The sequence below is a fragment of the Cellulosimicrobium sp. JZ28 genome, from assembly GCF_015327065.1.
GTDB lineage: Bacteria > Actinomycetota > Actinomycetes > Actinomycetales > Cellulomonadaceae > Cellulosimicrobium > Cellulosimicrobium funkei.
Map to the genome: position 1 here is coordinate 4,287,707 of NZ_CP017660.1, position 25,736 is coordinate 4,313,442.

The following is a 25,736-nucleotide window of genomic DNA, read 5'->3' on the forward strand; positions in this document are numbered from 1 at the left end:
GTACGGGTGAGCAATCTGGCTGGCACGCCCGGTACACCCGACCCGACCGTGGGACCGTTCCACGATCTCGACCGATATCTCGCGATCCCGCGCGTCGGGGGCCTCGCGCTCTCGCCCGACGGGACGCGCCTCGTCACGACCGTCCAGACGCTCGACCCGCAGCGCACCGGGTACCGGGCGGCGCTGTGGGAGGTCGACCCGGCGGGCCAGGCGCCCGCGCGTCGGCTGACGCGCAGCACGAAGGGCGAGTCGAGCGCGACGTTCACCGGCGCGGGCGACGTGCTGTTCACGTCGGCGCGGCCCGACCCGGACGGCGGCGCCGACGACGACGCGACGGCGGCGCTGTGGCTGCTGCCGGCGTCGGGCGGGGAGGCGCGCGTGGTCGCCACGGCGCCCGCGGGCGTGAGCGGGCCGCTCGCGGCGACGGACGCGCCGGTCGTGTCGGTCGCGGCGTCGGTGCTGCCGAGCGCGCGCGACCTCGCGCACGACGCCGAGCTCCGGTCGGCGCGCAAGGACGCGAAGGTCGCGGCGATCCTGCACAGCGCCTACCCGGTGCGGCAGTGGGACCACGACCGCGGTCCCGACGAGGCGCACCGGTTCGTCGGCGACCTCACGACACTGGTCGACGCGCCCGCGCAGCCCCTCCCGGCTCCGACCGCCCCGACCGACGCGCCGGCGGGCTCGGGCAGCACCGCGCCGCTCGCCGCCGCGCCGCACGCCGCAGGGACGCAGGGCACTGCCGGGGAGAACTCCGCCGCCGAGCACGACGCGCGGCTGCTCGACCTTCGCGACGTGAGCCGCGGCGTCGGGCACGACGGCACGGCGCCGGGGCGCGCGCTGCACGAGCACTCGGCGGACCTGTCCGCCGACGGCACGACACTCGTCACGACGTGGCAGGTGCCGGGCCCCGGCCCGCAGGTGCGCAGCACGCTCGTCGCGATCGACACGGCGACGGGCGCGCGCCGCACGCTCGTCGACGAGCCGCGCGCGGAGGCGCACTCGCCCCGCATCTCGCCTGACGGCGCGTGGGTCGCGTTCGTGCGCGAGACCATCTCGACGCCGCACCAGGCGCCGGAGGAGAGCCTCGCCGTCGTGCCGCTGCACGCGCCGGACGGGCCCGCCGGGACCGCGGAGGGCCACGACGACTCGGCGACGACGCGCGCCGAGAACCACGCGTCGCCGCGCACGCTCGTGCCGCACTGGGACCGCTGGCCGACGTCGCTGCGCTGGCTGCCCGACGGCTCGGGCCTGCTCGTCACCGCGGACGACGACGGCCGCGGCCCGGTCTTCCTCGTCCCCTTCGACCCCGCGGGCAACGGCGCGGCCGAGCACGGCACGGCGGAGCGTGTGACGAGCGACGACGCGACGTTCACGGACGTGCAGGTCGCGCCCGGCGGCCGGACGCTCTACGCGCTGCGGACGAGCTACCTGGAGCCGGCGCACCCGGTGCGCGTCGACCTCGGGGCGTTCCTCGACTCCGGCACGCCGGGCGGCCGCACGCCGGTGCCCGCGACGCCGCTGCGCGGCCCGGTCGCGACGCCCGACCTGCCGGGCACGCTCGTCGACGTCGAGACGGCGGCGGGGGACGACGTGCGCGTGCGGGGCTGGCTCGCGCTGCCGCACGGTGCGTCCGCGGAGGACCCGGCACCGCTGCTGCTGTGGATCCACGGCGGCCCGCTCGGGTCGTGGAACGCGTGGAGCTGGCGCTGGAACCCGTGGCTGATGGTCGCGCAGGGCTACGCGGTGCTGCTGCCGGACCCGGCGCTGTCGACCGGGTACGGGCAGGACTTCGTGCAGCGCGGGTGGGGCGCGTGGGGCAAGGCCCCGTACACGGACCTGCTCGCGATCACGGACGCCGTGGAGGCACGCCCGGAGATCGACGCGACCCGGACGGCCGCGATGGGCGGGTCCTTCGGCGGGTACATGGCGAACTGGGTCGCGGGCCACACGGACCGCTTCCGCGCGATCGTCACGCACGCGAGCCTGTGGGCGCTCGACCAGTTCGGCCCGACGACCGACCACGCGTACTACTGGGCGCGCGAGATGACGGACGAGATGGCGCTGGAGAACAGCCCGCACCGGTTCGTCCAGGACATCGTGACGCCGATGCTCGTCATCCACGGCGACAAGGACTACCGCGTGCCGATCGGCGAGGGTCTGCGGCTCTGGTACGAGCTGCTCGCGTCGTCCGGGCTGCCCGCCGGCCCGGACGGCGACACGGTGCACCGGTTCCTCTTCTACCCGGACGAGAACCACTGGATCCTCCAGCCGCAGCACGCGAAGGTCTGGTACCAGGTGGTGCTGGCCTTCCTCGCGGAGCACGTGCTGGGGGCCGCCCCGGGCGAGGGCGACGCCGCGCTGCCGACGACGCTCGGCTGACCGGGGCCGCCGCCCGCGGGCGGCGGCCCGCAGGGCTCCCACCGACCAGCGTCAGCTGACCGGCGTCAGGCAACCGCCGTCAGGCGACGGTCGACGGGAGCCCTGCGGCCGCCGCGCGCCAGCGCCGCACGAGGCGCCGGTCGGCGGCGCCGCGCGCGGCCGCCCACAGGCAGTGCTGGGTCGTCTCGCGGTGCTCGAGGAGCGCGTCGCGGTCGTTCTCGAGCGCCCAGAGCAGGGCGGTGCGCACCTCGGTGCGCGAGGGGGCGGAGGGCAGGGTGTCGTGCATGGTCCGTCTCGTCGTCCGTCGTTCTGCGGCGGCCGGTCGGCCGTCCACACGAGGAGACGGCAGAAGTCTCCGTCTGTGACGCGACTTCGGAGACTTTTTTCCGGAACGTGCACGATGTCTCACCCGGGGGTCAGGAGACGGCGTCGACGATCACGGCCGCGAGGTCCCGGGGGCGCGAGAGCATCGGCCAGTGGCCGGTCGGGAGGTCGACGTAGGTGACGTCCTCGACCTCGCCCAGCTCGGTGTGCAGGGGCGGCCCCGGGTGCGCCATCTCGGCGAGGACGGCGGACGGGATCGACGAGCACACGGCGGTCGCGGGCACCTTCAGGCGACCAGGGTCCGACACCCGCACCGCCCCCCGCGCGACGGGTCCCGGGGTGGCCACCGCCCGCTCGCGGAACCGCGCCAGCGCGGCCTCGTCCAGCCCGTCGAGGCTCGACCCGGCCTCGGCGAGCTCCTCCCACGTCGGGAGCGGGACCTCCGCGGCGTCGGCCGGGAGGCCCGGCGACAGCGCCGCGCCGTCGACGAGCGGGCCCGTGTCGACGTAGACGACGCGCTCGATGCGCGCGGGGTCCCGGTCGAGGGCCTCCTGCACGACCGGCCCGCCGCCGCTGTGCCCCACGAGCACGACGCGGCCGTCGAGCCCGTCCACGAGATCCGTGACCGCGGCGACGTGGTCCGCGCGCGTGACGTGCGCGCGGTCGGCCGCGGTCGCGCCGGGCTCCAGGCCCGGCAAGGTCACCGGGTGGGGGACGAGGCCGGCGGCCTCGAGGTGGGGGACGACGTCGTCCCAGGCCCACGCGCCCAGCCAGAAGCCGGGGACGAGGACGACGTGGACGGGCTGCTCGGGCGTTCCGTGGGTGCTCATGCAGCCACCCTCGCAGGGTGTCGGTGACACCTGTCTGTCACCATTCTGGGGTGAACAGGACGGAGCGCCTCTACGCGCTCGCGGAGGAGCTGCGCCGCGCGGGCCGGACGGGCACGACGGGGCCGCGCCTCGCCGCGGCGCTCGAGGTGAGCGAGCGGACGATCAAGCGCGACGTCGCCGCGCTCCAGCAGGCCGGGCTCACGATCTGGGCGCAGGCGGGGCCCGGGGGCGGGTACGTGCTCGACCCGAGCGCGTCGCTCCCGCCGGTGAACTTCACGCCCGGCCAGGCCGTCGCCGTGGCCGTCGCGCTCGCGACGCTCCCGCCCGGGAGCCCGTTCGCGGTCGACGCCCTCGCCGCCCGCGGCAAGGTGTGGGACGCGCTCGGCGCGGGCGACCGCGCACGGGCCGAGGCGCTCGCCGCGCGCGTGTGGGTCCGTCACGCCGTGCCGGACCCGGACCGGCCCGACGCCGTCCCGCCCGCGAGCCCGCCCGACGCCGTCCCGCCCGCAGCAGGCCCGCCCGCCGCCCCGGCCGACGCCGTCCCGCCCGCGAGCCCGCCCGACGCCGTCCCGCCCGCCGCCGTCCACCCGGGAGAGCCGTACGGCGACACGACCCCGCCGGGCCGGGGTGACGTCGTCGGGCGCGCGCGGACCCACCTCGGGGTGCTGCGCGCGGTCGAGCAGTCGATCGCGGGCGGGCGCGTGCTGGCGATCCGGTACCGGGACGGGCGCGGGGCGACGTCGACGCGTCGCGTCGAGCCCGTGCTGCTCGCGCACACCGACGGCCGCTGGTACCTCGTCGCGTGGTGCCGCACGCGCGAGGCGATCCGCTGGTTCCGGCTCTCGCGCGTCGAGCGCGCGGACCTCACCGCGGAGGCGTACGACCCGCGCCCCGTCGCGGACGTGGGGGAGCCGCCCCCGGGCTCGGCCGCGGTGTACCGCCCCGGCCCCGCCTGACGCGGAGGGGTCAGTCGCCCCGCAGGACGCAGAACTCGTTGCCCTCGACGTCCGCCAGGACGACGAACGTCTCGTGCTCGCCCTGCCCGACGTCGACGCGGCGTGCGCCGAGCCCTTCGAGCCGTGCGACGTCGGCGGCCTGGGTCGACGACGAGAAGTCGAGGTGGAGGCGGTTCTTCACCGTCTTGCCCTCGGGGACGCGCTGGAAGACGAGGCTCGGCGGCCCGAGGATCGTCTCGCCGTCGCGCGGGAAGAGCACGGCCTCGCCGTGCGGCCCGGTCTCGCGCCCCGTCCACCCGAGCGCGGCCTGCCAGAAGTCCGCCACGACGGCGGGGTCGGCGCAGTCGACCACGGCGCCGCTGAAGGTGAGTGTCATGCCGCCAGTGTGACGTGCGCCACCCACACCGGGGGCGGTTCTCAGTCCGCGGCGGGCAGCGGCTCGACGAGCCGGCCGACGAGCGCCGGGAGCCAGTCCGCGCTCTGGGCGCGCTGCACGGCGTCGTCGCCCGCGGGGCTGAGGAACGCGTCGCGCGCGGCGCACGTGTACGCGCTGATGAGCACGCGCGTCGCGGCGGCCGGGTCGATCGCGAACCGCATGCCGACCTCGGTGAGCACGCGGGTGAGGATGCCCGCGAGCTCGGCGCGGAAGGACTCCTCCTGCTCCGCGAACCGCGCCGCGACCTGCGGGTCGCGCAGCGCGAGCAGCTCGAGCTCCGCGCTCATGAGGCACCAGCGGCGCTCGTCGCGCGGGTCGGCCATGACGGCCGCGACGATCGCGGCGATCGTGTCGGGCGCGATGACGCCGTCGCGGACCGGGTCGTCGGGCAGGTGCTCGACGGCGGCCTCGAGGTTGCGCATGCGCGTCCGGATCTCGCGCTCCGTGAGGGCGAGGAACAGCGACTCCTTCGACTCGAAGTTCGAGTAGAACGCGCCGCGGGTGAAGCCCGCGGCCTCGCACACCGCCTCGATCGAGGTGCCGTTGATGCCGTGCTCGGCGAAGAGGCCGTAGGCGGCGTCGAGCAGGCGCTCGCGCGTGCGCTCGCGGCGCCGCGAGAGCGGCGCGTCGCTCTCCGCGCGGTCGACTCGGGTCGGGTCGAGGTCCGTCGTCACGCCGGACATGCTCCCACTGTCGGACGGCGCCGCCCGAACCGGGCGGCCTTGCGATGCACGAGTGTATCCGATACGTTCGCGCATCGGATACAGCGGCGTATCCTCGAATCCGTCTGCACTCTCCCCGGGAGGCCGCTCGTGTCCTCAGCGCTGTACTCGCTCGGCCGTTGGGCGGTCGGGGCGCGCCGGCTCGTCCTCGTGGCCTGGATCGGCATCCTCGTGCTGGCCGGAGGGCTCGCCGGGCTCGTCGGCCAGGGCCTCGACGACGAGGTGACCATCCCCGGCACCGAGTCGCAGGCCGCGCTCGACCGTCTCGCCGCCACGTTCCCGCAGGTCAGCGGGGCGTCCGCGCAGGTCGTCGTCGTCGCTCCTGACGGCTCGACCATCGAGGACGACGCCGTCCGCGGCCCCGTGGAGGACGCCGTCACCGCGCTCGGCGACGTCGACGGCGTCGCCGCCGTCACCTCCCCCTACGACGACACCATGCCGGCGTCCGTCAGCGACGACGACGTCGCGACCCTCATGACCGTCCAGCTCGACGAGGGCCAGAGCGAGGTCACCGACGCCACGAAGGACGCGCTCGGCGACGTCGTCGACGACCTCGCCGCGGCCCTGCCCGACGGCGCGCAGGCCGCGCTCGGCGGGCAGCTCTTCAGCACCGAGTTCCCGACCCTCACCGTCACCGAGGCGCTCGGCCTCCTCGTCGCGCTCGTCGTGCTCGTGCTCACGTTCGGCTCGTTCGTCGCGGCCGGGCTGCCGCTCCTCAACGCCGTCGTCGGGGTCGGCGTGAGCATGGGGCTCCTGTTCGCCGCGACCGCCGTCGCGCAGATCAACTCCACGACCCCGATGCTCGCCGTGATGCTCGGCCTCGCCGTCGGCATCGACTACGCGCTGTTCATCGTGTCCCGGCAGCGCGACGAGCTCGCGACCGGCCTCAGCGTCGAGGAGGCCACGGCGCGGGCCGTCGCGACCGCCGGCTCGGCCGTCATCTTCGCGGGCCTCACCGTCATGATCGCGCTCGTCGGCCTCGGCGTCGCCGGCATCCCGTTCCTCACCGTCATGGGCGTCGCCGCCGCCGTCGGGGTCGGGCTCGCCGTCCTCGTCTCGATCACGCTGCTGCCCGCCATGCTGGGCTTCGCGGGCGAGCGCCTCCGCCCCAAGGCGCCGCGCCGTCGCGGGCGTGGGCGACGGCGTGCGGCCGCGGGAGCGGACAGCGGAAGGTCGACCGGGGCGACCGGGGCGACCGGGGCGACCGGGGCGACCGGGGCGACCGGGGCGACCGGGGCGACCGAGGCGACCGGGGCGACCGGGTCGCGCGGGCGACGGACCGGACGAGCGGTGGGGGCGGCCTCGGATGCGAGAGGGCGTCAAGCCGCGCTCGTGAACCCCCGCCCGGACGACCAGGGTGACGGCGCGGCAGCCCCGAGCACCGAGGGCGCCCCCACCGCGGACCCGACCAGGGACCTCTCCGACCCGACCCGGGACGACTCCGACCCGACCACGACCGCGCACCGCAACCGGTTCTTCGCGGGGTGGGTGCGCGCCGTCACGCGGATCCCGCTGCTGACCATCGGGCTCGTCGTCGCCGCGATCGTGCTGCTCACGCTGCCGGCGCGCGACCTGCAGCTCGCGCTTCCCGACGCGGGGACGCTGCCCGAGGACAACCAGGCGCGCGTCACGTACGACCTGGTGTCGGAGCACTTCGGCCCGGGCTTCAACGGGCCGCTCATCGTCACGGGCACGATCGTCACGTCGACGGACCCCGTCGGTCTCATGAACGACCTGGGCGACGAGATCGCGGACCTCCCGGGCGTCGCGGACGTGCCGCTCGCGACGCCCAACCTCACGGCGGACACGGGCATCGTGCAGGTCGTCCCGACCGGCGCGCCGGACTCGGAGGAGACGAAGGACCTCGTCACGGAGATCCGCGCGCAGCACGACCACTTCCTCGACGAGTACGGCGTCGACCTCGCGGTCACGGGCTTCACGGCGGTCGGGATCGACGTCTCGGCGAAGCTCGGAGCGGCGCTGCTGCCGTTCGCGTTCGTCGTCGTCGGCCTGTCCCTCGTGCTGCTGACGATGGTGTTCCGGTCGGTCGCGGTGCCGATCAAGGCGACGCTCGGCTACCTGTTCTCGGTCGGCGCGGCGTTCGGCGTCGTCACGCTCGTGTTCGAGCACGGGTTCCTCGCGGACGCGCTGCACGTGACACGGCTCGGGCCGGTCATCTCGTTCATGCCGATCGTCCTCATGGGCGTGCTGTTCGGCCTCGCGATGGACTACGAGGTGTTCCTCGTGGCGCGCATCCGCGAGGACTACGTGCACTCGGGGCAGGCCCGGCGGTCGATCTTCACCGGGTTCCAGGCGTCGGCGAAGGTCGTCACCGCGGCCGCGGTCATCATGTTCGCCGTGTTCGTGGCGTTCGTGCCCGAGGGCGACATGAGCCTCAAACCCATCGCGCTCGGCCTCGCGGTCGGCGTGCTCGTCGACGCGTTCGTCGTGCGCATGACGCTCGTCCCGGCCGTGCTCGCCCTGCTCGGCGACAAGGCGTGGTGGATGCCGCGCTGGCTCGACCGGGTGCTGCCGTCGTTCGACGTCGAGGGCGAGGGGCTGTCGAAGGAGCTCGCGCTCGCGGACTGGCCGGAGCCGGGCAGCACGGACGCGGTCGTCGCGCACGACCTCGTCGTCGCCGGCGCGCGCGGCCCGCTGGCCGAGCCGGTCACGGTCCGGGTGCCCGACGGCGGGTCGCTCGTCGTGCACGGGGAGTCGCCCGCGGCGGTGTCCGGGGTCGTGCTGGCGCTCGCGGGGCGCCTGCGCCCGACGAGCGGGGCGCTCAAGGTCACGGGCCTGGTGCTGCCGGAGCGTGCGCTGACCGTGCGGCGCCGCGTCGCGCTCGTGGACCTCGCGGCGGACGTCGCCGCGCTCCCCGGAGACGCCCCGGCGCCCGCGGCGCACCGCGTGCCGGCGGCGGCGAGCGTCGCCGCGGTCCTGCGCGAGCGGCCCCGGCTCCTGGCCGTCGTCGGGACCGACGCCGTCACGTCGCCCGCCGAGCGGGCCGCGCTGGCCGAGGTGCTCGCCGACGCGGCGGGGCGCGGCACGGCGGTGGTGCTCGGCGCCGTCGGCCCGGCACCCACGGACCTCGCCCCGCCCGGGACGCCCGTGCTCGACCTGCACGACCCGCACGACCCTGACCGCACCGTCCCCGCCGCGCCCGTCGTCGGCCCGCGCACCGAGGAGGTGCCCGCATGAGCGTCTTCCCGCCCGAGCCGGTCCCGACCGACCCGACCGCCGACCCGACGTCCCCAGGGGCAACGACCGGTGGGGCGCGTCCCCGCCGCGTCGACGCCCGGCGCGCGTGGACCGTGGCCGCCGCGGTCGCGCTGCCGCTCGCCGTCCTCGGCCTGCTCCTGTGGGCGCTGTGGAACCCGCAGGAGCGGCTGGACACGGTCAAGGCCGCGGTCGTGAACCTCGACGAGCCGGTCGAGGTGGACGGCCAGACCGTCCCGCTCGGCCGGCAGCTCACCGCCGGGCTCGTCAGCGGCGGCGCCGCCTCGACCGACACCGGCGCGGTCGCCGTGCAGCCCGACCCGGGGACGACGAACTACGACTGGGTCATCACCGACGCGGACGACGCCGCGGCCGGGCTCGCCGACGGCACGTACGCGGCCGTGGTGACGATCCCGGAGAACTTCTCCGCGGCGGCCACGTCGTTCGGCGGCGACCCGTCGGCCGCGACGCAGGCCACGCTGTCCGTCGAGACGACGCCCGGCGGGCGGGTCGTCGACGAGGCGCTCGCGCGCATCGTCACCACGACCGCGACGTCGGTGCTCGGCACGACGCTCACCGAGAACTACGTGGACGGCGTCCTCACCGGCTTCACGACGCTCCACGACCAGCTCGGCGAGGCGGCCGACGGCGCGGACCAGCTCGCCGACGGCGCCGCCCAGGCGAGCGACGGGGCGACGCAGCTCGCGTCGGGCGCGGGCGAGGTCGCCACCGGGGCGGGCGCGCTCGCGTCCGGCGTCGGCGAGCTCGGCACGGGCGCCGACGGCCTGGCCGCCGGGGTCGGGGAGCTCGGCAGCGGCGCGGACCAGCTCGCGTCGGGCGCGCAGGGCGTCGCGAGCGGCGCCCAGGGTCTTGCCGCGGGGTCGCGGCAGGTGGCGGACGGCGTCGGCCAGAGCGCCGCGGGCGCGGGGCAGCTGGCCTCCGGGGCGCAGAGCCTCGCGGGCGGCGTGGGTGCGCTGTCCACCGGGGCGTCGGACCTCGCGAGCGGGCTCGGCGCGCTCGACGCCTCGATCGCGGACGTGCGGCTGCCCGACGGCACGTCGACGGGCCGGTCGCTCCCGGAGACCGCGACCGCGCTCGCGACGGGCTCGCGCGACGTGGCGGGCGGCCTCGCGCAGGTCGTCGCCGGTCTCGAGCAGCAGAAGGTCGCTGCCGGGTGCGCGCAGGACCCGGCGAGCCCGACGTGCCAGGCGCTCGACCAGCAGCTCGCCGCGCTGCGCCCGCTCGCCGCGGGCGCGGCGGGCGTCGCCGCGGGGAACGAGGCTCTGGCGGGCTCGCCGTCGGGCCAGGGTGGCGCCCCGACCGGCCTGTACGCGCTCGCGGCGGGCGTCGACCGGCTCGCCACGGGTGCCGACGACCTCGCCGCGGGCGCGGCGCAGGCGTCGACCGGGGCCGCCGGCGTGGCCCAGGGCGCGGCCGCGCTCTCCGCCGGGCTCGGGCAGCTCGCGCCCGGGGCGGACCAGGTCGCGGACGGCGCGGCGCAGCTCTCCGGCGGCGCGGGCCAGCTGTCCACCGGGGCCGACGGCCTGGCCGCCGGGGTCGGGGCGCTCGGCAGCGGCGCCGTCCGGCTCGCCGACGGCGTCGGCGCCCTCGGGACCGGCGCGGACCAGCTCGCGACCGGCACCCAGGAGCTGGCGACGGGCGCGGGCGACCTCGCGGGCGGCGTCGGGCAGCTCGCGGGCGGCACGTCCGACCTCGCCGACGGTCTGGGCGAGGCGACCGGGCAGATCCCCTCGTACACCGACGCGGAGCGCGAGAACCTCGCGAGCGTCGTGGCCGACCCCGTGGCCGCGCCCGGCGTCGACGACCTCGGGACCGGCTCGACCGGCCCGCTGTTCGCGGTGCTCGCGCTGTGGCTGGGCGCGCTCGCGATCTTCGTCGCGTTCCCGCCGGTCCCGGCACGGCTCCTCGGGTCGACGCGCGGCCCCGGCCGGCTCGCGCTCGCGGCCCTCGCGCTCCCGGCCGGGATCGCCGCGGCGACCGGTCTCGTGGTCGGCGGCGTGCTCGCCGCGGTCGAGGGGGCGAGCGTGGGCGGCTGGATCGGTCTGCTCGCGTCCGGGGCGCTCGCGTCGGTCGTGTTCGTCGCGCTCAACCAGGCGCTCGCCGCGCTCCTCGGGAACGTGGGGCGCGCGATCGGCCTGCTCGTCGCGGTGCTGCTCGTCGCGACCGGCATCGTCGCGACCGTCCCGGCCGCGCTCACGAGCCTGCGGGACGTCCTGCCGGTGGGCTCGGCGCCCCGCCTGCTCACGTCGATCGTCGACCCCGGCGCGGCCGGGGGAGCGGGCGACGCCGTGGCCCTGGTCCTGTGGGGCCTCGTGTCCGTCGCGGTGACGACGCTCGTCGTCGCGCGCCGCCGGTCCGTCCGGGTGGAGCAGCTCCTGCGCGCCTGACGCGGGTGCGGCGCGCCGCGGTGCGCGTGTGGGCGGCTGCCGCCAGACTCGCTCGGCAGGACGCGGGCGGCGGGAGCCGTCCGCCGGGCGAGGGGACGGTGCACCGATGGACCAGCAGAAGGCACGGGAGATCAAGTCGCAGCTCGCGGACTACGCGCGCGAGCTCGCCGAGCGGTCGGGCCTGCCGGGCCGGTCGGACACGGCGATCGAGGCGCGCGACGTGCCCGACGCCGCGGAGGCGGTGCGCGCCCCCACGCTCGCGATCGGGCTCGCCCCGCACGACGACGGCGGGTACGCGATCGCGGTCCGGTACCGCCTCGGGGTGCCCACCGCGCGCAGCATCGCGCGCAAGGTCGCCTCGGAGGCGGGCGACACGGTGGACGTGCGGCGCACGGGACGCATCCGTCCGCTCGCCGCCGCGCCGGGCGCCGGGCGTGCCCGCGGCGACGGCCCGGGCGTGCGCCCGCCCGTCGTCACCGCGTACGCGACCGGCGAGACGGGCCGCGTCCGGCCGCTGCGGCCCGGGGTCTCCGTCGCGCACGTCGACGTCACCGCAGGGACGCTCGGGGCGTTCGTGCGCGTCGCGCCGCCCGCGGTCGACGGCGCCGACGAGGCCTCGGTCTACGCGCTGTCCAACTGGCACGTGCTCGTCGGCTCGCCGGCCGCGCGGGTGGGGGACGTCGTCGTGCAGCCCGGCCCGGCCGACGGCGGTCGCGCGCCCGACGACCGCGTGGGCACCCTCGCCGGGCTGGTTCCGCTGGAGGCGGGGGTCACCCAGACCGTGGACGCTGCGGTCGCGCTGCTCGACGACCCGGAGGTCGACCCGGAGTACCCGGTCGGCCGGATCACGACGACGGCGGTCGCGCTGGGCGGTGAGGTCGTGGGCAAGTCGGGCCGGACCACGGGCGTCACCGCGGGCCGGGTCACGGCGATCGAGCTCGACGACGTCGTCGTCGGGTACGGCGACGGGCTCGGCGCGCTGCGCTTCGACGACCAGATCGAGGTCGAGTCCACGGGAGACGGGCCCTTCTCGCGCGGCGGCGACTCCGGGTCGCTGGTGTACCGCGAGGACGGCGTGGCGCTGGGGCTGCTGTTCGCGGGGTCGGAGACCGGCGGCGCGAACGGCACGGGGCTCACGTACTGCAACCCGATCGGGACCGTGCTCGATCGGCTGGGTGCGACGCTGCTCGGCTGAGCCGGCGCGACGCTGCCCGGGCCGTCCGGACGGGTCTGCTCGCCCGACCCCTCGGGGGCGGGACGCTCGGCCCTGCCTTCCGGCCGCCGTCGGGCGCACAATGGGTGCGGGAGGTGGTTGCCGTGGCGACCCTCGAACGAGCCCGGGAGGCCAAGGCCGCGCTGCGCGACGAGCTCGCGGGCCTCGACGGCGTGACCGGCGTCGGCATCGCGCGCGCCGATCTGACCGGCGCCCCGGTGCGCGGTGCGGGGACGTCCGGCGTCGGCGACGACTGGCTGCTGCGCGTGAACGTGACGTCCGACGACGTCGCGGTCCCCGAGACCGTGGACGGCGTCGACGTGGAGGTGCGCGTCGTCGGCGACGTGACGGCGTCGCGCGCCTGAGCCTCTGCCGCACGACCCGTCCGTCGCACGACGCGTGCCCGGCACCGCACCGGGAGGGTGCGGCACCGGGCACGAGGGCGCCGGGACGACGCGCGGCCGGTGATCCGTGCGGTCAGGCGGCGCGCGCGTACCGTGCCGGGTCGGCGTCGAACAGCGGGCCGCACGACGAGCAGCACAGCCAGTAGCGCACGCCCTCGTGGTCGCGCACGAGCCCGGCCGCCTCGGCGTGGGCCTTGGCGACCATGCTCCCGCGCATCACGGGGCACTCGGCGAGGTCGTCGTCCGCCGCCTCACCCGTCGCAGGCGCGACCCCCGCGGCGGTCGCGGGCGCGTGGTGGTGCGCCGCGTCGTGCGGGTGGTCGTCGTGGCCGGGGTGCGTGTCGTCGTGGTGCTGGCACATACGGGGTCCTCCTGGAGGGTCGTCAGTCGGGGTCGGGGTCAGACGCCGGCGAGCCGGGCCGTCGGCGCGGTCGGGGCGGGCGTGCCGGGCTGCGTGCCGGTCGCGCGGCTGGAGAACGAGCGCAGCCTCAGGCTGTTGCCCACCACGAAGACGCTCGAGAACGCCATCGCGGCGCCGGCGAGCATGGGGTTGAGCAGGCCGAGCGCGGCGAGCGGGATCGCGGCGACGTTGTAGGCGAAGGCCCAGAAGAGGTTCACCTTGATCGTCCCGAGCGTCCGGCGCGCGAGCCGGATCGCGTCGGCCGCGGAGCGGAGGTCGCCCCGCACGAGCGTGATGTCGGCGGCCTCGATCGCGACGTCCGTGCCCGTCCCCATGGCGAGGCCCAGGTCCGCCTGGGCCAGCGCGGCGGCGTCGTTCACGCCGTCGCCGACCATCGCGACGACCTTGCCCTCGCCCTGGAGCCGGCTGACGACGTCGACCTTGTCGCGCGGCATGACCTCCGCGATCACCTCGTCGATGCCGACCTCGGCCGCGATCCGTCGCGCGACGGTCGCGTTGTCCCCGGTGAGGAGCACCGGGGTGAGGCCGAGGGCGCGGAGCTGACGGATCGCCTCGGCGCTCGTGGGCTTGACCGCGTCGGCCACCACGAGGATGCCGCGGGCCTGCCCGTCCCAGCCGACGACGACGGCCGTGCCGCCCTGCTCCTCGGCGCGCGCCTTGGCGTCGGCGAGCTCGCGCGGGAGGTGCTGCGCCCACTCGGCGAGGAGCGACTCGCGGCCGACGAGCACGGCGTGCCCGTCCACGACGCCCTGCACGCCCTTGCCCTCGACGTTGGTGAACTCCGTGGGCACGGGCAGCGGGCCGACCTCCTGGACCGCGCCGCGGGCGATCGCCCGGGCGACGGGGTGCTCGGAGGCGTCCTCGAGCGCGCCCGCGAGGCGCAGGAGCTCCGCGCGGTCGGTGCCCGTCCCGGTGACGACGTCGGTGAGCGTCATGACGCCCGTCGTCACGGTGCCCGTCTTGTCGAGCACGACGGTGTCCACGGAGCGCGTCGACTCCAGGACCTCCGGCCCCTTGATGAGGACGCCCATCTGCGCGCCGCGTCCCGTCCCGACGAGCAGCGCCGTCGGGGTCGCGAGGCCCAGGGCGCACGGGCACGCGATGATGAGGACCGCGACGGCGGCGGTGAACGCCGCCGAGGCCGGGGCGCCCGCCCCGAGCCACGCGCCCAGCGCGCCGACGGCGATCGCGATGGCGATGGGGACGAAGATCGCGGAGACCCGGTCGGCGAGGCGCTGGACCTGCGCCTTGCCGGACTGCGCGTCCTCGACGAGGCGCGCCATCTGCGCGAGCTGGGTGTCGCCGCCGACGCGCGTCGCGCGCACGACGAGCCGCCCGCCGGCGTTGACGGTCGCCCCGGTGACGGCGTCGCCCTCCCCGACCTCGACGGGCACGGACTCGCCCGTGAGCATCGAGGCGTCGACGGCGGACGTGCCGGCCACGACCGTGCCGTCCGTCGCGATCTTCTCGCCCGGGCGCACGACGAACTCGTCGCCCACGGCGAGGTCGGTGATCGGGATGCGGGTCTCCGCGCCGTCGCGCAGCACCGCGACGTCCTTCGCGCCGAGCTCGAGCAGGGCGCGCAGCGCGGCGCCCGCCTGCCGCTTGGACCGCTTCTCGAAGTAGCGGCCCGCGAGGATGAACGTCGTGACGCCCGCGGCGACCTCGAGGTAGATGTTCGCCGCGCCGTCGGTCCGGGCGACCGAGAGCGTGAACGGGTGCGTCATGCCCGGCTCCCCGGCCGTGCCGAGGAAGAGCGCGTACAGCGACCAGAGGAACGCGGCGCTGGTCCCGACGGAGATCAGGGTGTCCATGGTGGCCGCGCCGTGGCGCAGGTTGGTCCACGCGGCGCGGTGGAACGGCCACGCCGCCCACACCACGACGGGCGCGGTGAGCACGAGGCTCGCCCACTGCCAGTACGTGAACTGGAGCGCGGGGACCATCGCCATGGCGATGACCGGGACCGACAGCACGACGGCGCCGATCAGCCGGTGCCGCAGCGCGGTGAGCTCGGGGTCGTCCGCGTCCGTCCCCGCGTCCTCTTCGGAGGTGGGGGCCTCGGCGCGCGGGACCTGCGCCGTGTAGCCCGTCTTCTCGACCTCCGCGATGAGCGTGGCCGTGTCGACGCCGTCCGGGACGGTGACCTTCGCCTTCTCGGTCGCGTAGTTCACGGTCGCGGTGACGCCGTCGAGCCGGTTGAGCTTCTTCTCGATCCGCATGGCGCACGAGGCGCAGGTCATCCCCCCGATCTCGAGCTCGACGAACGTCCCCGGCGACGGGGCAGCCGATGCCGTCATGAGGTTCTCCTTCCGGCCGGGCAGCGGGCTGCCCGGTGCAGGGTGGTCAGTGGTCGTCGTGCGCGGCGGGGTCGTCGTCGGCCGGGGCGTCGGCCGGGGCCTCGTCCGGGGTCGACGTGGCGCCGGTGGCCTCGACGGTGAAGACCGCGGTGCGCACCTGGCCCTCGACCTGGAAGTCGAGGTACAGGAGGTACCGGCCCGCGGTGGGTGCCTCGACGGCGAACGCCACGGTCGGGCCGGACACCTCGCCCGGCGCGGCCTCCGCGCCCTCGGGGTGGGCGTGCAGGTAGGCGAGGTCGCCGTCGCGGAGCGCGACGAGGTGGCCGAACGCGCCGAGGTACGGCTCGAGCGTCGTGACCGGCTCGCCGTCCCGCGTGACCTCGAGCGTCAGGTGCGAGGCCGTGCCGACCTGGAGGCTCCCGTCGAGCGTGACGTCGTACCCGTCGACGGACGCCGTGGTCGTGGGGGCTCCCGCCCGGACGGGCACGACGTCGCCCGCGACCTCGACGGTGCGGCTCAGGGTGAGCGGGTCGCCGCCGGTGGGGACGGCGTCGGCGTACACGCGGTAGGTGCCCGCGGCGTCCCACGTCCAGGGCACCGACCAGCGGCCGGCGTCGTCCAGCTCGGGGTGGGCGTGGCGGTAGTGCGCCCCGTCGGAGCGCACGACGACGAGGTGCAGGCGCTGCTCGTGCGCGACGGCGAAGTCGGTCACCGGCGCGCCCGCGGGGTCGGTCAGGGTGAAGGCGAGCTCGCCGGGCGTGCCCGGCGACTGCGGCGCCTCGATCTCGCCGAGCGTGTAGCCGCCCTGCTCCATGGACGGTCCGCCGACCATGTCCGCTCCTCTCGTGGTCTCCTGCGGGGGGTCGTCGTTCGTGGCGGCGTGCTGCTCCGGCGCGTGCGCGGCGGGCGGCTCCGACAGCGCCCCCTCGGGAACGACGGCGCCCGCGACCGCGGCCGAGGCCACGAACACGACCCCGAGCCCGGCGACGTAGAGCGCGATCCGGGCGGGGGCTCTCATCGCGTCCGCTCCGCCGTGTAGCCGGCCTCGTCGACGGCGGCGAGGACCGCGGCGTCGTCGAGGGGCTGGTCGGCCGTGACGACCAGCCGACCGGTGGTCGCGCTCACGTCGATCGCGGTGACGCCGGGCACCTGCCCGACCTCCTCGCGCACCGACATCTCGCAGTGGCCGCACGTCATCCCGGTCACCTGGTACTCGATCTCGACGATGCTCACGACGCTCCTCCTCGGTGTGCTGATACCCCCGTGGGGTATGGCTAGGATGGCGAATATACCCACAGGGGGTATCGAGGTCAAGGAGGGGAGATGGGCGACCTGGACAGGCCGGACGTGGTGGTGGTCGGCGGCGGAGCAGCCGGGCACGCCGCCGTGACGACGCTGCTCGGCGAGGGGTTCGACGGTCGCGTCGTCCTCGTGCACGGCGAGGCGGGGGAGCCGTACCTGCGCACCCTCGTCGACAAGGCGATCCTCCAGGGTCTGCTCACCGCGGAGCAGGCCGCCCTACCCGTGCCGCCCGACGTCGAGCTCGTGCGGGCGCGCGCGACCGGCCTGGACCCCGCGCGGCGGGCCGTCGTCCTCGCGGACGGGCGCGAGCTCACCGCCGCCGCCGTCGTCCTCGCGACGGGCGCGGTCCCTCGGCCCGGCCCGGCCGTGGACCGCGTGCCGGCGCTCGCGGGCGCCGACGGCGGGGAGTCCCACGTGGTGCACCTGCACACCGCGCGTGGTCGGCCTCGGCGCGACGCGGGAGCTCCACGCGCTGCGCCGAGACCTGCGCCGCCCCTGAGGCGTCGTCGGTCCACAGCGCGCCGGCGCGCGAGAATGGTCGCGTGACCACCGAGCGACTTCCCCGTGTCCGCGCGTCCGAGCTCGTCGGGCGCGGCTGGCTCAACACCGGGGGCCGCGACCTGACCCTGGCCGACCTGCGCGGCAAGATCGTCCTGGTCGACTTCTGGACCTTCTGCTGCGTCAACTGCCTGCACGTCCTCGACGAGCTGCGCGAGCTCGAGGAGCGGCACCGCGACGTGCTGGTCGTCGTCGGCGTGCACTCGCCGAAGTTCGAGCACGAGGCGGACCCGGCGGCGCTCGCGGCCGCGGTCGAGCGGTACGAGGTCCACCATCCCGTGCTCGACGACCCGGAGCTCGTCACCTGGTCCGCGTACGCGGCGCGCGCCTGGCCGACGCTCGTGGTCGTCGACCCCGAGGGCTACGTCGTCGCGCAGATGGCGGGGGAGGGGCACGCGTCCGCGATCGCCGCGCTCGTCGAGGAGCTCGTCGCGGAGCACGACGCGAAGGGCACGCTGCACCGGGGCGACGGCCCGTACGTGGCGCCCGAGCCGTCGTCGGGCACGCTGCGCTTCCCCGCGAAGGCGATCGAGCTGCCCGGCGGCAACCTCCTCGTCGCGAACGCCGGGCACCACGCGCTCGCCGAGCTCCTGCCCGACGGCGAGACCCTCGTCCGGCGCATCGGGTCCGGCGAGCGCGGGCTCGCCGACGGCGGCCCCGAGGACGCGCGGTTCGCCGAGCCGAACGGGCTGTGCCTCGTCCCGGAGCGCGAGCGTGCGACGTACGGGTTCGACGTCCTGGTGGCGGACACCGCGAACCATGCGCTCCGCGGGGTACGGCTCGCCGACGGGCACGTGACGACGGTCGCGGGCACGGGCGACCAGTTCATGGTGGGCGGGGTCGAGAACGTCGTGGTCCCTGACGACGAGGGCACGCCCCGGTTCGGACCGTTCGATCCGGGCTCCACCTACGACCCGCGCGACGTGCGGCTCTCCTCGCCGTGGGACGTCGCCTGGTCGGACGAGCTGGCCGGCTTCGTCGTGGCGATGGCGGGCCATCACACGTTGTGGGCCTTCGACGGGTGGAAGCTCGGGCTGCTGGCCGGGACGATGAACGAGGGTCTGGAGGACGGGCCGGGAGCGTCGGCCTGGTTCGCCCAGCCGTCCGGGCTGGCCGTCGCACCCGACGGTGCCGTCTGGGTCGCCGACGCCGAGACGTCGGCGCTGCGCCGCGTGTCCGGGCTGGGCGGTGGCGTCGCCGTGGTGCCCGAGGGCGTCGAGGTGCGGACCGCCGTCGGGCAGGGGCTGTTCGACTTCGGCCACCGCGACGGCCCGGCCGAGCAGGCGCTGATGCAGCACCCGCTCGGGGTCGCGACGCTGCCCGACGGGAGCGTCGTCGTCGCCGACACCTACGACGGCGCGCTGCGCCGGTTCGCGCCCGCGGCCGGTGACGCCGGGAGCGTCGGGGACGACGCGGAAGGGACGCGGCTCGCGGGCGAGGTCACGACCCTGGCGACGGGCCTCGCGGAGCCGAGCGGCGTCGTCGTGCAGGTGGGCGAGGGGCCGGACGGCGAGCCGCAGGTCCACCTGCTCGTCGTGGAGTCCGCGGCGCACCGCCTGACGCGCGTCGCGCTCCCGGCGTCGCTCGCGGGCGAGGTGCTCGACGGCGGCGCGCACCGCACGCAGCGCCCCGTCACCGACATCGGGGCCGGGCCGCTGTGGCTCGACGTGCCGTTCGTCCCGGCGCCGGGGCAGAAGCTCGACGACCGGTTCGGCCCGTCGACGGAGCTGCGCGTGAGCGCGACGCCGCCCGAGCTCCTGCTGTCCGGGGAGGGCGTCGGCGTCGAGCTCGGCCGCGACCTGGTCATCAACCCCGCGGTCGGGGAGGGCGTGCTGCACGTGACGGCCCGGGCGGCGTCGTGCGACGTCGTCCCCCTCGGCCCGGACGGCGAGCCCGACCCGGACGTGTTCCCCGCGTGCCACCTCGCGCAGCAGGACTGGGGCGTGCCGGTCCGCGTGGTCGACCGCGGCGAGCCGGGGGACGTCCCGTCCCTCACGCTCCCGCTGCGCGGCTAGACCACGGTCCGCACCGGGGCCGTCGGTGGACGTGCGCGGGGTCGGGCTCCGACGGAGCCCGACCCCGGTGACGCATGATCGTCAGCAGGCGGTCCAGGAGTGGCCGAGGATGTGGCCCGCGGTGCTGAAGGTCTTGGACTGCCCGCCCAGGAGCCGGTAGGTGGCCGTCGTCTTCGCCCCGCCGGCGTTGGCGTAGGAGATCACGAGGACCCGGCAGCTGCCGAACGTGTTGGTGTACGTCCGCGTCTCCGCCGCGTTCGCGACGGTCGGCGTGGCGAGGGCCAGCGCCGCAGCGGCGGCGACGACGGCGACGAGCTTCTTGAACTTCATCGTTCCCCCTTCATCGGGTGTGATGCGCGAGCATCCTGACGCCGTGCTCGCCCCCTGTGGACGTGGCGTCAGTATCGAAGCCTCGCATATGGAAGGGGTCCGCACAATCGCTCGCCGCGGCCCTCCCGGCCGATCGGGGGCCCGACGCATCAGCCCCAGGTGAGCAGCTCCTCGCCGTGGGCGGCCCACGCCCCGACCTCGGCGAGCGAGGTCACGTCGTCGGGCGCCGCCTCGAGCGCGACGACCGGGCACACGGCCGAGCGGCCGCCGGCGCGCACGGCCTTCGGGTCCCACGTGACGAGCACCGTGCCGCGCTGGACGTGGTCGCCCTGCGCGACGTGCGTCGTGAAGCCCTCGCCGCCGAGCTGGACGGTGTTGATGCCGAGGTGGACGAGGACCGCGCGGCCGTCGTCGTGCTGGACGACGAACGCGTGCGGGTGCAGCTTGACGACCGTGCCTGTGATGGGTGCGACGGCCTCGCCGCCCTGCGCGTCGTCGGGCTCGACCGCGAGCCCGGGACCGACGAGCCCGGCGGAGAAGACGGGGTCGTCGACGTCGCCGACGTCCACGACCGTGCCCGTGACGGGGACGAGCACCGTGAGCGGCGCCGCCATCAGCGGAGGTCCTCGATGTCGGAGGCGATGTTGTCCGCCTCGGGGCCGACGATGACCTGGATCGCGGCGCCCGACCGCACGACGGCGATCGCCCCGGCCGCGGTCAGCGTGGCGTCGTCGACGAGCGCCGGGTCCTCGACCTCGACGCGCAGGCGCGTGATGCACGCCTCCAGGTCGAGGACGTTCGCGTCGCCGCCGAGGCCTCGGAGGATCTGCTCTGCCTTGCTCACGGGTGCTCCTCGTGGTCGGGGTCCGGCCGGGGCCGGGTCGGGGGCCCGGCCGGCAGCCGTGCCGGTCGGGGTGCGCGGGGTGCGCGGAGAAGGGCGGTGGCCCGGGTCGCGCCCGGGCCGGGTTCCTCACATGAGGTCGGCGAGGTCCGACGCGATGGTGTCGACCTGCGGGCCGACCACCACCTGCACGACCCGCCCGTTCACCATGACGCCGAACGCGCCGGCGCGGCGCAGGAGCGCGGCGTCGACGAGCGCGGGGTCCTTGACGAGCGACCGGAGCCGCGTGGTGCACGGGTCGATCTCCTCGATGTTCCCCACCCCGCCGAGGCCGGCGAGGATCGTCGCGGCGCGTTCCGCGTCGGACTGTGTCATCGGTCGTTCCCTTCGGTCGCCCGTGCCGGCACCGGCACGGGGGCGAGCTGGTCGGTCGGCGCGTCGTCGGTGACGGCGCCCCCGTCCGCGGCGGCGTCGTCGGCGGTGGTGCTGCGCGGCACGAGCGTCGGGCGCGCCTCGCGGAGCGGGACGAAGACGCTGTACCGGTCGCCGCGGTAGCTGGAGCGGGAGTACATGAGGGGCGAGTCGCCCGCGAACGTGCGCCGCACGGTGCGCATGACGGCCCGCGAGGCGCGGAGCCCGAGGAGCTTCTGCTCCTGGACGGTGGCGTCGGACGCGGTGATCGTGTCCTCGCCCCATGTCGGCGCGAGGCCGCGCTCGCGCAGGGCGCCGTACAGGCTCTCGGGCACGCCGTCGTCGAGCAGGTCGGGGGCGAGGTCCACGGGGATCCAGGCCTCCTCGACGCTCATGGGCGACCCGTCCGCGGTGCGCAGGCGCACGACGTGGTGCATCGGGTCGCCGGTCGCGCGGCCGAGCGACTCGGCGACGGACGCGGGCGCGGGGACGGTCCCGACCTCCAGCACCTCGGTGCCCGGCTCCATGCCGCGCCGTCGTGCCTCCTCACCGAACGTCGTGAGGCGCATCTCGAAGTCGGCGCGCGGCGGCGCGACGAAGGTGCCCCGCCCCTGCGCGCGCTCCAGCACGCCCTCCGTGACGAGCGCGTCGACGGCCTGGCGCACGGTCATGCGCGAGACGCCGAACTTCTCGGTGAGGCTGCGCTCGGACGGCACGGCGTCGCCGACGGAGAGCTCGCTCGCCACGAGGTCGGCGAGGTAGGCACGCACCGTGAGGTACTTGTGCTCGCTCGCCTGCGATCGTGACCTGCTCATCGTCGTGCCGCGCCCTCGTCCTCGTGCCGTCCCTGGTCCCGGTCGTCCCCGACCGCCCTGCTCCGGTGCCGCGTTCTCCACGGCTGCATTGTCGTCGCCCGGCCGTCGTGCGACCTGCGACGACGCGCCCCGCGGGGCCCGCCGTGTGTCCCGGGTCACCCTCGGGGGTTGACACATCATGAGGTCTAGACCACTCTTCCTGCAAGTGGTCCAGACAACCTGGACCGACAGCCCGGGCACGACGACCCCAGGTCTTCTCGTCGCGCCTCGGGACCGGCAACGACGCCGCACGACGTCGCGCCACAGCCGCCGCTCGACGCACCTCGCCTGCGCCCCAGGCCCGCCCAGGAGGAGAAGGACATGACGACCGTCGCCGAACCGACGAGGACCAAGAGGGGGGTTCCCGGCTTCGCGCAGCTCCAGCGCGTCGGGCGCTCGCTCATGCTGCCCATCGCGTCGCTGCCCGCCGCCGCGCTGCTGATGCGTCTCGGTCAGCCGGACATGCTCGGAGCCCAGGGCGCCGCCGGGACCTTCGCGTGGATGCAGCCCGTCGCCGACGTCCTCGGCGCCGCGGGGAACGCGCTCTTCAGCAACCTGCCGATCATCTTCGCCCTCGGCGTCGCGGTCGGGTACGCCAAGAAGGCCGACGGGACCACGGGTCTCGCGGCCCTCATCGGCTACCTCGTGTTCTCCGGCGTCACCGACTCGCTCTCGCCCTACGTGCTCGGCGAGGCGGCGGAGGGCGAGACGCAGGCGCTCATCAACTACGGCGTGCTCGGGGGCATCGTCATCGGCCTGACGGCCGCGCTGCTGTACCAGAAGTACTACCGGATCAAGCTGCCGCCGTACCTCGCGTTCTTCGGCGGGCGACGGTTCGTGCCGATCGTCACGGCGGGCGTCTCGGTGCTCATCGCCGTGGTGGCCGCGCTGATCTACCCCGCGTTCGACTGGCTCATCAACGAGCAGATCGGCGGGTTCGTCACGGGCTCGACCATCCTCGGCGCGTTCGTCTTCGGCACGCTCAACCGCCTCCTCGTGCCCATCGGCCTGCACCACCTGCTCAACTCGCTGCCGTGGTTCCAGTTCGGCGAGTACACCGCCGCCGACGGCACGGTCGCGCAGGGCGACATCTTCCGGTTCCTCGCGGGCGACCCCACCGCGGGCACCTTCCTCACCGGGTTCTTCCCCATCATGATGTTCGCGCTCCCGGCCGCCGCGCTCGCGATCGTCCACACCGCCAAGCCGGCGCAGCGCAAGGTCGTCGCGGGCATCATGGGCTCGGCCGCGCTCGTCTCGTTCGTCACGGGCGTCACCGAGCCGCTCGAGTTCGCGTTCGTGTTCGTCGCCTACCCGCTGTACGTCATCCACGCGGTGCTCACCGGCACGTCGATGGCGCTCGTCAACGCGCTCGGCATCCGCGACGGGTTCGGGTTCTCCGCGGGCGCGATCGACTACCTGCTGAACTTCCGGATCGCCGAGATGCCGCTGCTCCTCATCCCCATCGGGCTCGGGTACGCGGTGCTCTACTACGTCCTCTTCCGCTTCGTCATCACCCGCTGGAACCTGCGGACGCCGGGTCGTGAGGACGACGACGCGGAGGGTGCCGTCCAGGCGACCGGCGCCGTCGACACCACCGAGGACGCGCGGACCGACGCCTCGGCGGCGGAGGTCTCGCCGGTGCGACGCGACGCCGACGCGGCGGAGGCGGGCGCCCCGAGCCGGACGGGTGCGTCCGGCAGCGGGGGCACGGCGTGACGCTCGCCGACGACGCGACGCGCGCCCCGGCGCAGGCCGCCGACCCGGGGCTGACCGGTGTGCCGGTCAGCCCCGGGCGGGCGGCAGGACCGGTGGCCCGGATGCCCGGCTCGGTCGCGGAGCCGGACCCGGCGCCGCTGCCCGCCGACGCGTCGGACGCCGACGTCGACCTCGCGGTGACGCAGGTCCTCGCGGCGGTGACGACGGTCCAGGAGGACCTCACGGCCCGCGCCGCGCGGGCCGAGGGCACCGCGGCGGAGGTCCTGGGCGCGACCGCCGCGATGGCGGCGGACCCCGCCCTGGCGCGCGACGCCGTCGGGCGGGTGCGCGAGCAGCGGGCGACCCCGGCCCGGGCCGTGTGGGACGCGGCGGGGGTCGTCGTCGGGCGGCTCGAGGCGCTGGGCGGCCTCCTCGCCGAGCGGGCGCGCGACGTGCGGGACGTGCGCGGCCGGATCGTCGCGACCCTGCTCGGCCTGCCGGTGCCGGGCGTGCCCGACCCGGGCCACCCGTTCGTGCTCGTGGCGGACGACCTCGCGCCCGCGGACACGGCGCAGCTCGATCCCGAGCGCGTGCTCGCGGTCGTCACGCGCGGCGGCGGGCCGACGTCGCACACCGCGATCCTCGCGCGCGCCCTGGGCATCCCGGCCGTCGTCGCGGTCGAGGGCGCGCTCGCGCTGCGCGACGGCGAGACCGTGCTCGTGGACGGCGGCCTCGGCACGGTGGAGCGCGACCCGTCGGAGCGCGACGTGGCGGCGGTCGTCGCGGCCCGGGGTGCGCGCCGCGCCCGGCGGCGCCTCGACGGCCCGGGGCGGACGGCGGACGGCCGCCGCGTGGAGCTGCTCGCCAACGTCGCGGACGGCGCGGACGCGCGCGCCGCCGCCGAGGCGGGCGCGGAGGGTGTCGGGTTGTTCCGCACCGAGGTCTGCTTCCTCGGCCGGACCGTCGAGCCGACGGTCGACGAGCAGGTCGCGGCCTACCGCGAGGTGCTCGCCGCGTTCCCGGGCCGCAAGGTCGTCGTGCGCACGCTCGACGCGGGCGCCGACAAGCCGCTCCCGTTCGTCACGCCCGACGCCGAGCCGAACCCGGCGCTCGGGGTGCGCGGCCTGCGGACCGCGCGCCGTCACCCCGACGTGCTCGACCGCCAGCTCACGGCGGTCGCGCGCGCGGCGGAGGCGGAGGCGGCGGACGTGTGGGTCATGGCGCCGATGATCGCGACGCCGGACGAGGCGGAGTCGTTCGTCGCGCTGTGCGCGGACCACGGCCTCGCGACGGCGGGCGTGATGATCGAGGTGCCGGCCGCGGCCCTCGGCGCGCGCTGGGTGCTGGCCAGGGCGGCGTTCGCGAGCATCGGCACGAACGACCTCACGCAGTACACGATGGCGGCCGACCGCGAGGTCTCCGACCTCGCGCGCCTGTCCACCGCGTGGCAGCCGACGGTCCTCGCGCTCGTCGGGGCCACGGGCTCGGGCGCGGCGCTCAACGGGCGACCGCTCGGCGTGTGCGGGGAGGCCGCGGCCGACCCGGTGCTCGCCCCGGTGCTCGTCGGGCTCGGCGTGACGTCGTTGTCCATGACGCCGCGCGCGCTCCCGGACGTCGCCGCGGTGCTGGCCGCGACGACGTCGCAGGAGTGCGAGGAGCTCGCGTTCCTCGCGCTGCAGCAGCCCACGCCCGACGCCGCGCGCGCGGCGGTGCGCGCCCGGCTCCCCGTGCTCGACGAGCTGGGCCTGTGACGAGCGCCGTGCCCGGCCCCGCGACGGGGCCGGGCACGGCGTCAGGCGACCTCGGTCTGCTCCAGGAAGGCGACGAGCGCGTCGATCGAGGCGCTCGCGTCGTCGCCGTCGGCGTCGGTCGAGAGCACGACCTCGTCCCCGGCCGAGACGCCGAGCGTCATGACCCCGAGGATGCTCGCCGCCTCGACGGCGTCGCCGCCGGGCTTGGCGATGCGCACGGGCGCGGGCTGGGCGGCGGCGGTCTTGACGAAGAGCGCGGCCGGGCGGGCGTGCAGGCCCTCGGTGATCGCGACGACGACGGCACGGTCCATGGTGTTCCTCCGGCAGACAAGTGGTCTGGACCAGTGCATCCTAGGCGATCCGGCCCGGAAAG

The 25,736-nt window shown here is 76.1% G+C and carries 24 protein-coding genes; 10 read left to right on the top strand and 14 right to left on the bottom strand.

Annotated features, from left to right (window positions below; translation table 11 throughout):
- Positions 1 to 15: 15 nt before the first annotated feature.
- Positions 16 to 2,379, top strand: a complete 2,364-nt coding sequence (locus BJP59_RS19190; protein WP_442861556.1) for a prolyl oligopeptidase family serine peptidase — start codon at positions 16 to 18, stop codon at positions 2,377 to 2,379.
- A gap of 79 nt (positions 2,380 to 2,458) precedes the next feature.
- Here the strand turns inward: BJP59_RS19190 and BJP59_RS19195 are convergent, their stop codons facing one another.
- Entirely contained in the window at positions 2,459 to 2,665 is a 207-nt protein-coding gene (locus BJP59_RS19195) for a hypothetical protein (protein WP_061267027.1), read from the bottom strand.
- Positions 2,666 to 2,795: 130 nt separating this feature from the next.
- Positions 2,796 to 3,533 carry an alpha/beta fold hydrolase gene (locus BJP59_RS19200; protein ID WP_194521781.1) on the bottom strand — a complete coding sequence of 246 codons (738 nt, stop codon included), beginning with the start codon at positions 3,531 to 3,533 and terminating at the stop codon, positions 2,796 to 2,798.
- Positions 3,534 to 3,583: 50 nt separating this feature from the next.
- On the opposite strand from BJP59_RS19200, the gene BJP59_RS20075 reads away from it, so the two are divergent.
- Positions 3,584 to 4,489, top strand: a complete 906-nt coding sequence (locus BJP59_RS20075; RefSeq protein ID WP_228485193.1) for a helix-turn-helix transcriptional regulator — start codon at positions 3,584 to 3,586, stop codon at positions 4,487 to 4,489.
- A gap of 10 nt (positions 4,490 to 4,499) precedes the next feature.
- Here the strand turns inward: BJP59_RS20075 and BJP59_RS19215 are convergent, their stop codons facing one another.
- Entirely contained in the window at positions 4,500 to 4,865 is a 366-nt protein-coding gene (locus tag BJP59_RS19215) for a VOC family protein (protein WP_074804981.1), read from the bottom strand.
- A gap of 41 nt (positions 4,866 to 4,906) precedes the next feature.
- Complete coding sequence (locus tag BJP59_RS20080; RefSeq protein WP_228485194.1) at positions 4,907 to 5,608, bottom strand: TetR/AcrR family transcriptional regulator; 702 nt, start codon at positions 5,606 to 5,608, stop codon at positions 4,907 to 4,909.
- A gap of 129 nt (positions 5,609 to 5,737) precedes the next feature.
- On the opposite strand from BJP59_RS20080, the gene BJP59_RS19225 reads away from it, so the two are divergent.
- From BJP59_RS19225 to BJP59_RS19240, 4 genes are all read left to right on the top strand, one after another.
- Positions 5,738 to 8,845: an MMPL family transporter gene (locus tag BJP59_RS19225; RefSeq protein ID WP_194521782.1), complete on the top strand. Its 3,108-nt coding sequence runs from the start codon at positions 5,738 to 5,740 to the stop codon at positions 8,843 to 8,845.
- On the top strand, positions 8,842 to 11,271 hold the full coding sequence (locus BJP59_RS19230; RefSeq protein WP_194521783.1) for a YhgE/Pip domain-containing protein: 2,430 nt from the start codon (positions 8,842 to 8,844) through the stop codon (positions 11,269 to 11,271). Before BJP59_RS19225 ends, BJP59_RS19230 begins: the two co-directional genes overlap by 4 nt.
- Before the next feature lie 106 nt (positions 11,272 to 11,377).
- The gene (locus BJP59_RS19235) at positions 11,378 to 12,466 is read left to right on the top strand and encodes a hypothetical protein (protein ID WP_194521784.1); all 1,089 of its coding nucleotides are present in this window, start codon (positions 11,378 to 11,380) and stop codon (positions 12,464 to 12,466) included.
- A 122-nt stretch (positions 12,467 to 12,588) separates the two neighbouring features.
- Entirely contained in the window at positions 12,589 to 12,849 is a 261-nt protein-coding gene (locus tag BJP59_RS19240; RefSeq protein WP_228485195.1) for a hypothetical protein, read from the top strand.
- Positions 12,850 to 12,961: 112 nt separating this feature from the next.
- On the opposite strand, the gene BJP59_RS19245 is transcribed toward BJP59_RS19240, so the two are convergent.
- Genes BJP59_RS19245 through BJP59_RS19260 form a run of 4 tightly spaced genes read right to left on the bottom strand, consistent with a single transcriptional unit; the run spans position 12,962 to position 16,833 of the window.
- Positions 12,962 to 13,249, bottom strand: coding sequence for a hypothetical protein (locus BJP59_RS19245; protein ID WP_194523157.1), 288 nt, complete (start codon positions 13,247 to 13,249; stop codon positions 12,962 to 12,964).
- Between the two features lie 38 nt (positions 13,250 to 13,287).
- A complete protein-coding gene (locus BJP59_RS19250) occupies positions 13,288 to 15,606 on the bottom strand; it encodes a heavy metal translocating P-type ATPase (protein ID WP_194521785.1) in 2,319 nt (772 codons plus the stop codon).
- A gap of 46 nt (positions 15,607 to 15,652) precedes the next feature.
- Positions 15,653 to 16,624: a heavy-metal-associated domain-containing protein gene (locus BJP59_RS19255; RefSeq protein ID WP_194521786.1), complete on the bottom strand. Its 972-nt coding sequence runs from the start codon at positions 16,622 to 16,624 to the stop codon at positions 15,653 to 15,655.
- Positions 16,621 to 16,833, bottom strand: a complete 213-nt coding sequence (locus BJP59_RS19260; RefSeq protein WP_085951370.1) for a heavy-metal-associated domain-containing protein — start codon at positions 16,831 to 16,833, stop codon at positions 16,621 to 16,623. The genes BJP59_RS19255 and BJP59_RS19260 overlap by 4 nt, the downstream gene beginning before the upstream one ends.
- A gap of 96 nt (positions 16,834 to 16,929) precedes the next feature.
- On the opposite strand from BJP59_RS19260, the gene BJP59_RS19265 reads away from it, so the two are divergent.
- Positions 16,930 to 17,454, top strand: coding sequence for an FAD-dependent oxidoreductase (locus BJP59_RS19265; protein WP_194521787.1), 525 nt, complete (start codon positions 16,930 to 16,932; stop codon positions 17,452 to 17,454).
- Positions 17,451 to 19,481: an NHL domain-containing thioredoxin family protein gene (locus BJP59_RS19270; RefSeq protein WP_194521788.1), complete on the top strand. Its 2,031-nt coding sequence runs from the start codon at positions 17,451 to 17,453 to the stop codon at positions 19,479 to 19,481. Before BJP59_RS19265 ends, BJP59_RS19270 begins: the two co-directional genes overlap by 4 nt.
- 81 nt (positions 19,482 to 19,562) lie before the next feature.
- On the opposite strand, the gene BJP59_RS19275 is transcribed toward BJP59_RS19270, so the two are convergent.
- The 5 genes from BJP59_RS19275 to BJP59_RS19295 form a co-directional block, all read right to left on the bottom strand.
- Positions 19,563 to 19,811, bottom strand: a complete 249-nt coding sequence (locus BJP59_RS19275; protein WP_021482232.1) for a hypothetical protein — start codon at positions 19,809 to 19,811, stop codon at positions 19,563 to 19,565.
- Positions 19,812 to 19,960: 149 nt separating this feature from the next.
- A complete protein-coding gene (locus tag BJP59_RS19280) occupies positions 19,961 to 20,425 on the bottom strand; it encodes a PTS sugar transporter subunit IIA (protein WP_061267011.1) in 465 nt (154 codons plus the stop codon).
- Positions 20,425 to 20,655 carry a PTS transporter subunit EIIB gene (locus tag BJP59_RS19285; protein ID WP_061267010.1) on the bottom strand — a complete coding sequence of 77 codons (231 nt, stop codon included), beginning with the start codon at positions 20,653 to 20,655 and terminating at the stop codon, positions 20,425 to 20,427. Before BJP59_RS19285 ends, BJP59_RS19280 begins: the two co-directional genes overlap by 1 nt.
- 126 nt (positions 20,656 to 20,781) lie before the next feature.
- The gene (locus tag BJP59_RS19290; protein ID WP_021482555.1) at positions 20,782 to 21,027 is read right to left on the bottom strand and encodes a glucose PTS transporter subunit EIIB; all 246 of its coding nucleotides are present in this window, start codon (positions 21,025 to 21,027) and stop codon (positions 20,782 to 20,784) included.
- Positions 21,024 to 21,878, bottom strand: coding sequence for a GntR family transcriptional regulator (locus tag BJP59_RS19295; protein WP_086149368.1), 855 nt, complete (start codon positions 21,876 to 21,878; stop codon positions 21,024 to 21,026). Before BJP59_RS19295 ends, BJP59_RS19290 begins: the two co-directional genes overlap by 4 nt.
- 360 nt (positions 21,879 to 22,238) lie before the next feature.
- On the opposite strand from BJP59_RS19295, the gene BJP59_RS19300 reads away from it, so the two are divergent.
- Both BJP59_RS19300 and ptsP read left to right on the top strand, forming a co-directional pair.
- Positions 22,239 to 23,633: a PTS transporter subunit EIIC gene (locus tag BJP59_RS19300; RefSeq protein WP_194521789.1), complete on the top strand. Its 1,395-nt coding sequence runs from the start codon at positions 22,239 to 22,241 to the stop codon at positions 23,631 to 23,633.
- 101 nt (positions 23,634 to 23,734) lie between these two features.
- Positions 23,735 to 25,363, top strand: coding sequence for a phosphoenolpyruvate--protein phosphotransferase (ptsP, locus tag BJP59_RS19305; RefSeq protein WP_255541898.1), 1,629 nt, complete (start codon positions 23,735 to 23,737; stop codon positions 25,361 to 25,363).
- 41 nt (positions 25,364 to 25,404) lie between these two features.
- Here ptsP and BJP59_RS19310 read toward each other — a convergent pair whose 3' ends face one another.
- A complete protein-coding gene (locus BJP59_RS19310) occupies positions 25,405 to 25,674 on the bottom strand; it encodes an HPr family phosphocarrier protein (RefSeq protein WP_034650738.1) in 270 nt (89 codons plus the stop codon).
- Positions 25,675 to 25,736 lie beyond the last annotated feature (62 nt).

Excerpts from the sequence above, each read along its gene's own strand:
- BJP59_RS19295 (WP_086149368.1), bottom strand. The coding sequence starts at position 21,878 with ATGAGCAGGTCACGATCGCAGGCGAGCGAGCACAAGTACCTCACGGTG.
- BJP59_RS19195 (WP_061267027.1), bottom strand. The coding sequence starts at position 2,665 with ATGCACGACACCCTGCCCTCCGCCCCCTCGCGCACCGAGGTGCGCACC.
- BJP59_RS19230 (WP_194521783.1), top strand. The coding sequence starts at position 8,842 with ATGAGCGTCTTCCCGCCCGAGCCGGTCCCGACCGACCCGACCGCCGAC.
- BJP59_RS19235 (WP_194521784.1), top strand. The coding sequence starts at position 11,378 with ATGGACCAGCAGAAGGCACGGGAGATCAAGTCGCAGCTCGCGGACTAC.
- BJP59_RS19300 (WP_194521789.1), top strand. The coding sequence starts at position 22,239 with ATGACGACCGTCGCCGAACCGACGAGGACCAAGAGGGGGGTTCCCGGC.
- BJP59_RS19215 (WP_074804981.1), bottom strand. The coding sequence starts at position 4,865 with ATGACACTCACCTTCAGCGGCGCCGTGGTCGACTGCGCCGACCCCGCC.
- BJP59_RS19280 (WP_061267011.1), bottom strand. The coding sequence starts at position 20,425 with ATGGCGGCGCCGCTCACGGTGCTCGTCCCCGTCACGGGCACGGTCGTG.
- BJP59_RS19290 (WP_021482555.1), bottom strand. The coding sequence starts at position 21,027 with ATGACACAGTCCGACGCGGAACGCGCCGCGACGATCCTCGCCGGCCTC.
- BJP59_RS19265 (WP_194521787.1), top strand. The coding sequence starts at position 16,930 with ATGGGCGACCTGGACAGGCCGGACGTGGTGGTGGTCGGCGGCGGAGCA.
- BJP59_RS20080 (WP_228485194.1), bottom strand. The coding sequence starts at position 5,608 with ATGTCCGGCGTGACGACGGACCTCGACCCGACCCGAGTCGACCGCGCG.
- BJP59_RS19310 (WP_034650738.1), bottom strand. The coding sequence starts at position 25,674 with ATGGACCGTGCCGTCGTCGTCGCGATCACCGAGGGCCTGCACGCCCGC.
- BJP59_RS19255 (WP_194521786.1), bottom strand. The coding sequence starts at position 16,624 with ATGAGAGCCCCCGCCCGGATCGCGCTCTACGTCGCCGGGCTCGGGGTC.
- BJP59_RS19200 (WP_194521781.1), bottom strand. The coding sequence starts at position 3,533 with ATGAGCACCCACGGAACGCCCGAGCAGCCCGTCCACGTCGTCCTCGTC.
- BJP59_RS19245 (WP_194523157.1), bottom strand. The coding sequence starts at position 13,249 with ATGTGCCAGCACCACGACGACACGCACCCCGGCCACGACGACCACCCG.
- BJP59_RS19275 (WP_021482232.1), bottom strand. The coding sequence starts at position 19,811 with ATGAAGTTCAAGAAGCTCGTCGCCGTCGTCGCCGCCGCTGCGGCGCTG.
- BJP59_RS19250 (WP_194521785.1), bottom strand. The coding sequence starts at position 15,606 with ATGACGGCATCGGCTGCCCCGTCGCCGGGGACGTTCGTCGAGCTCGAG.
- ptsP (WP_255541898.1), top strand. The coding sequence starts at position 23,735 with ATGCCCGGCTCGGTCGCGGAGCCGGACCCGGCGCCGCTGCCCGCCGAC.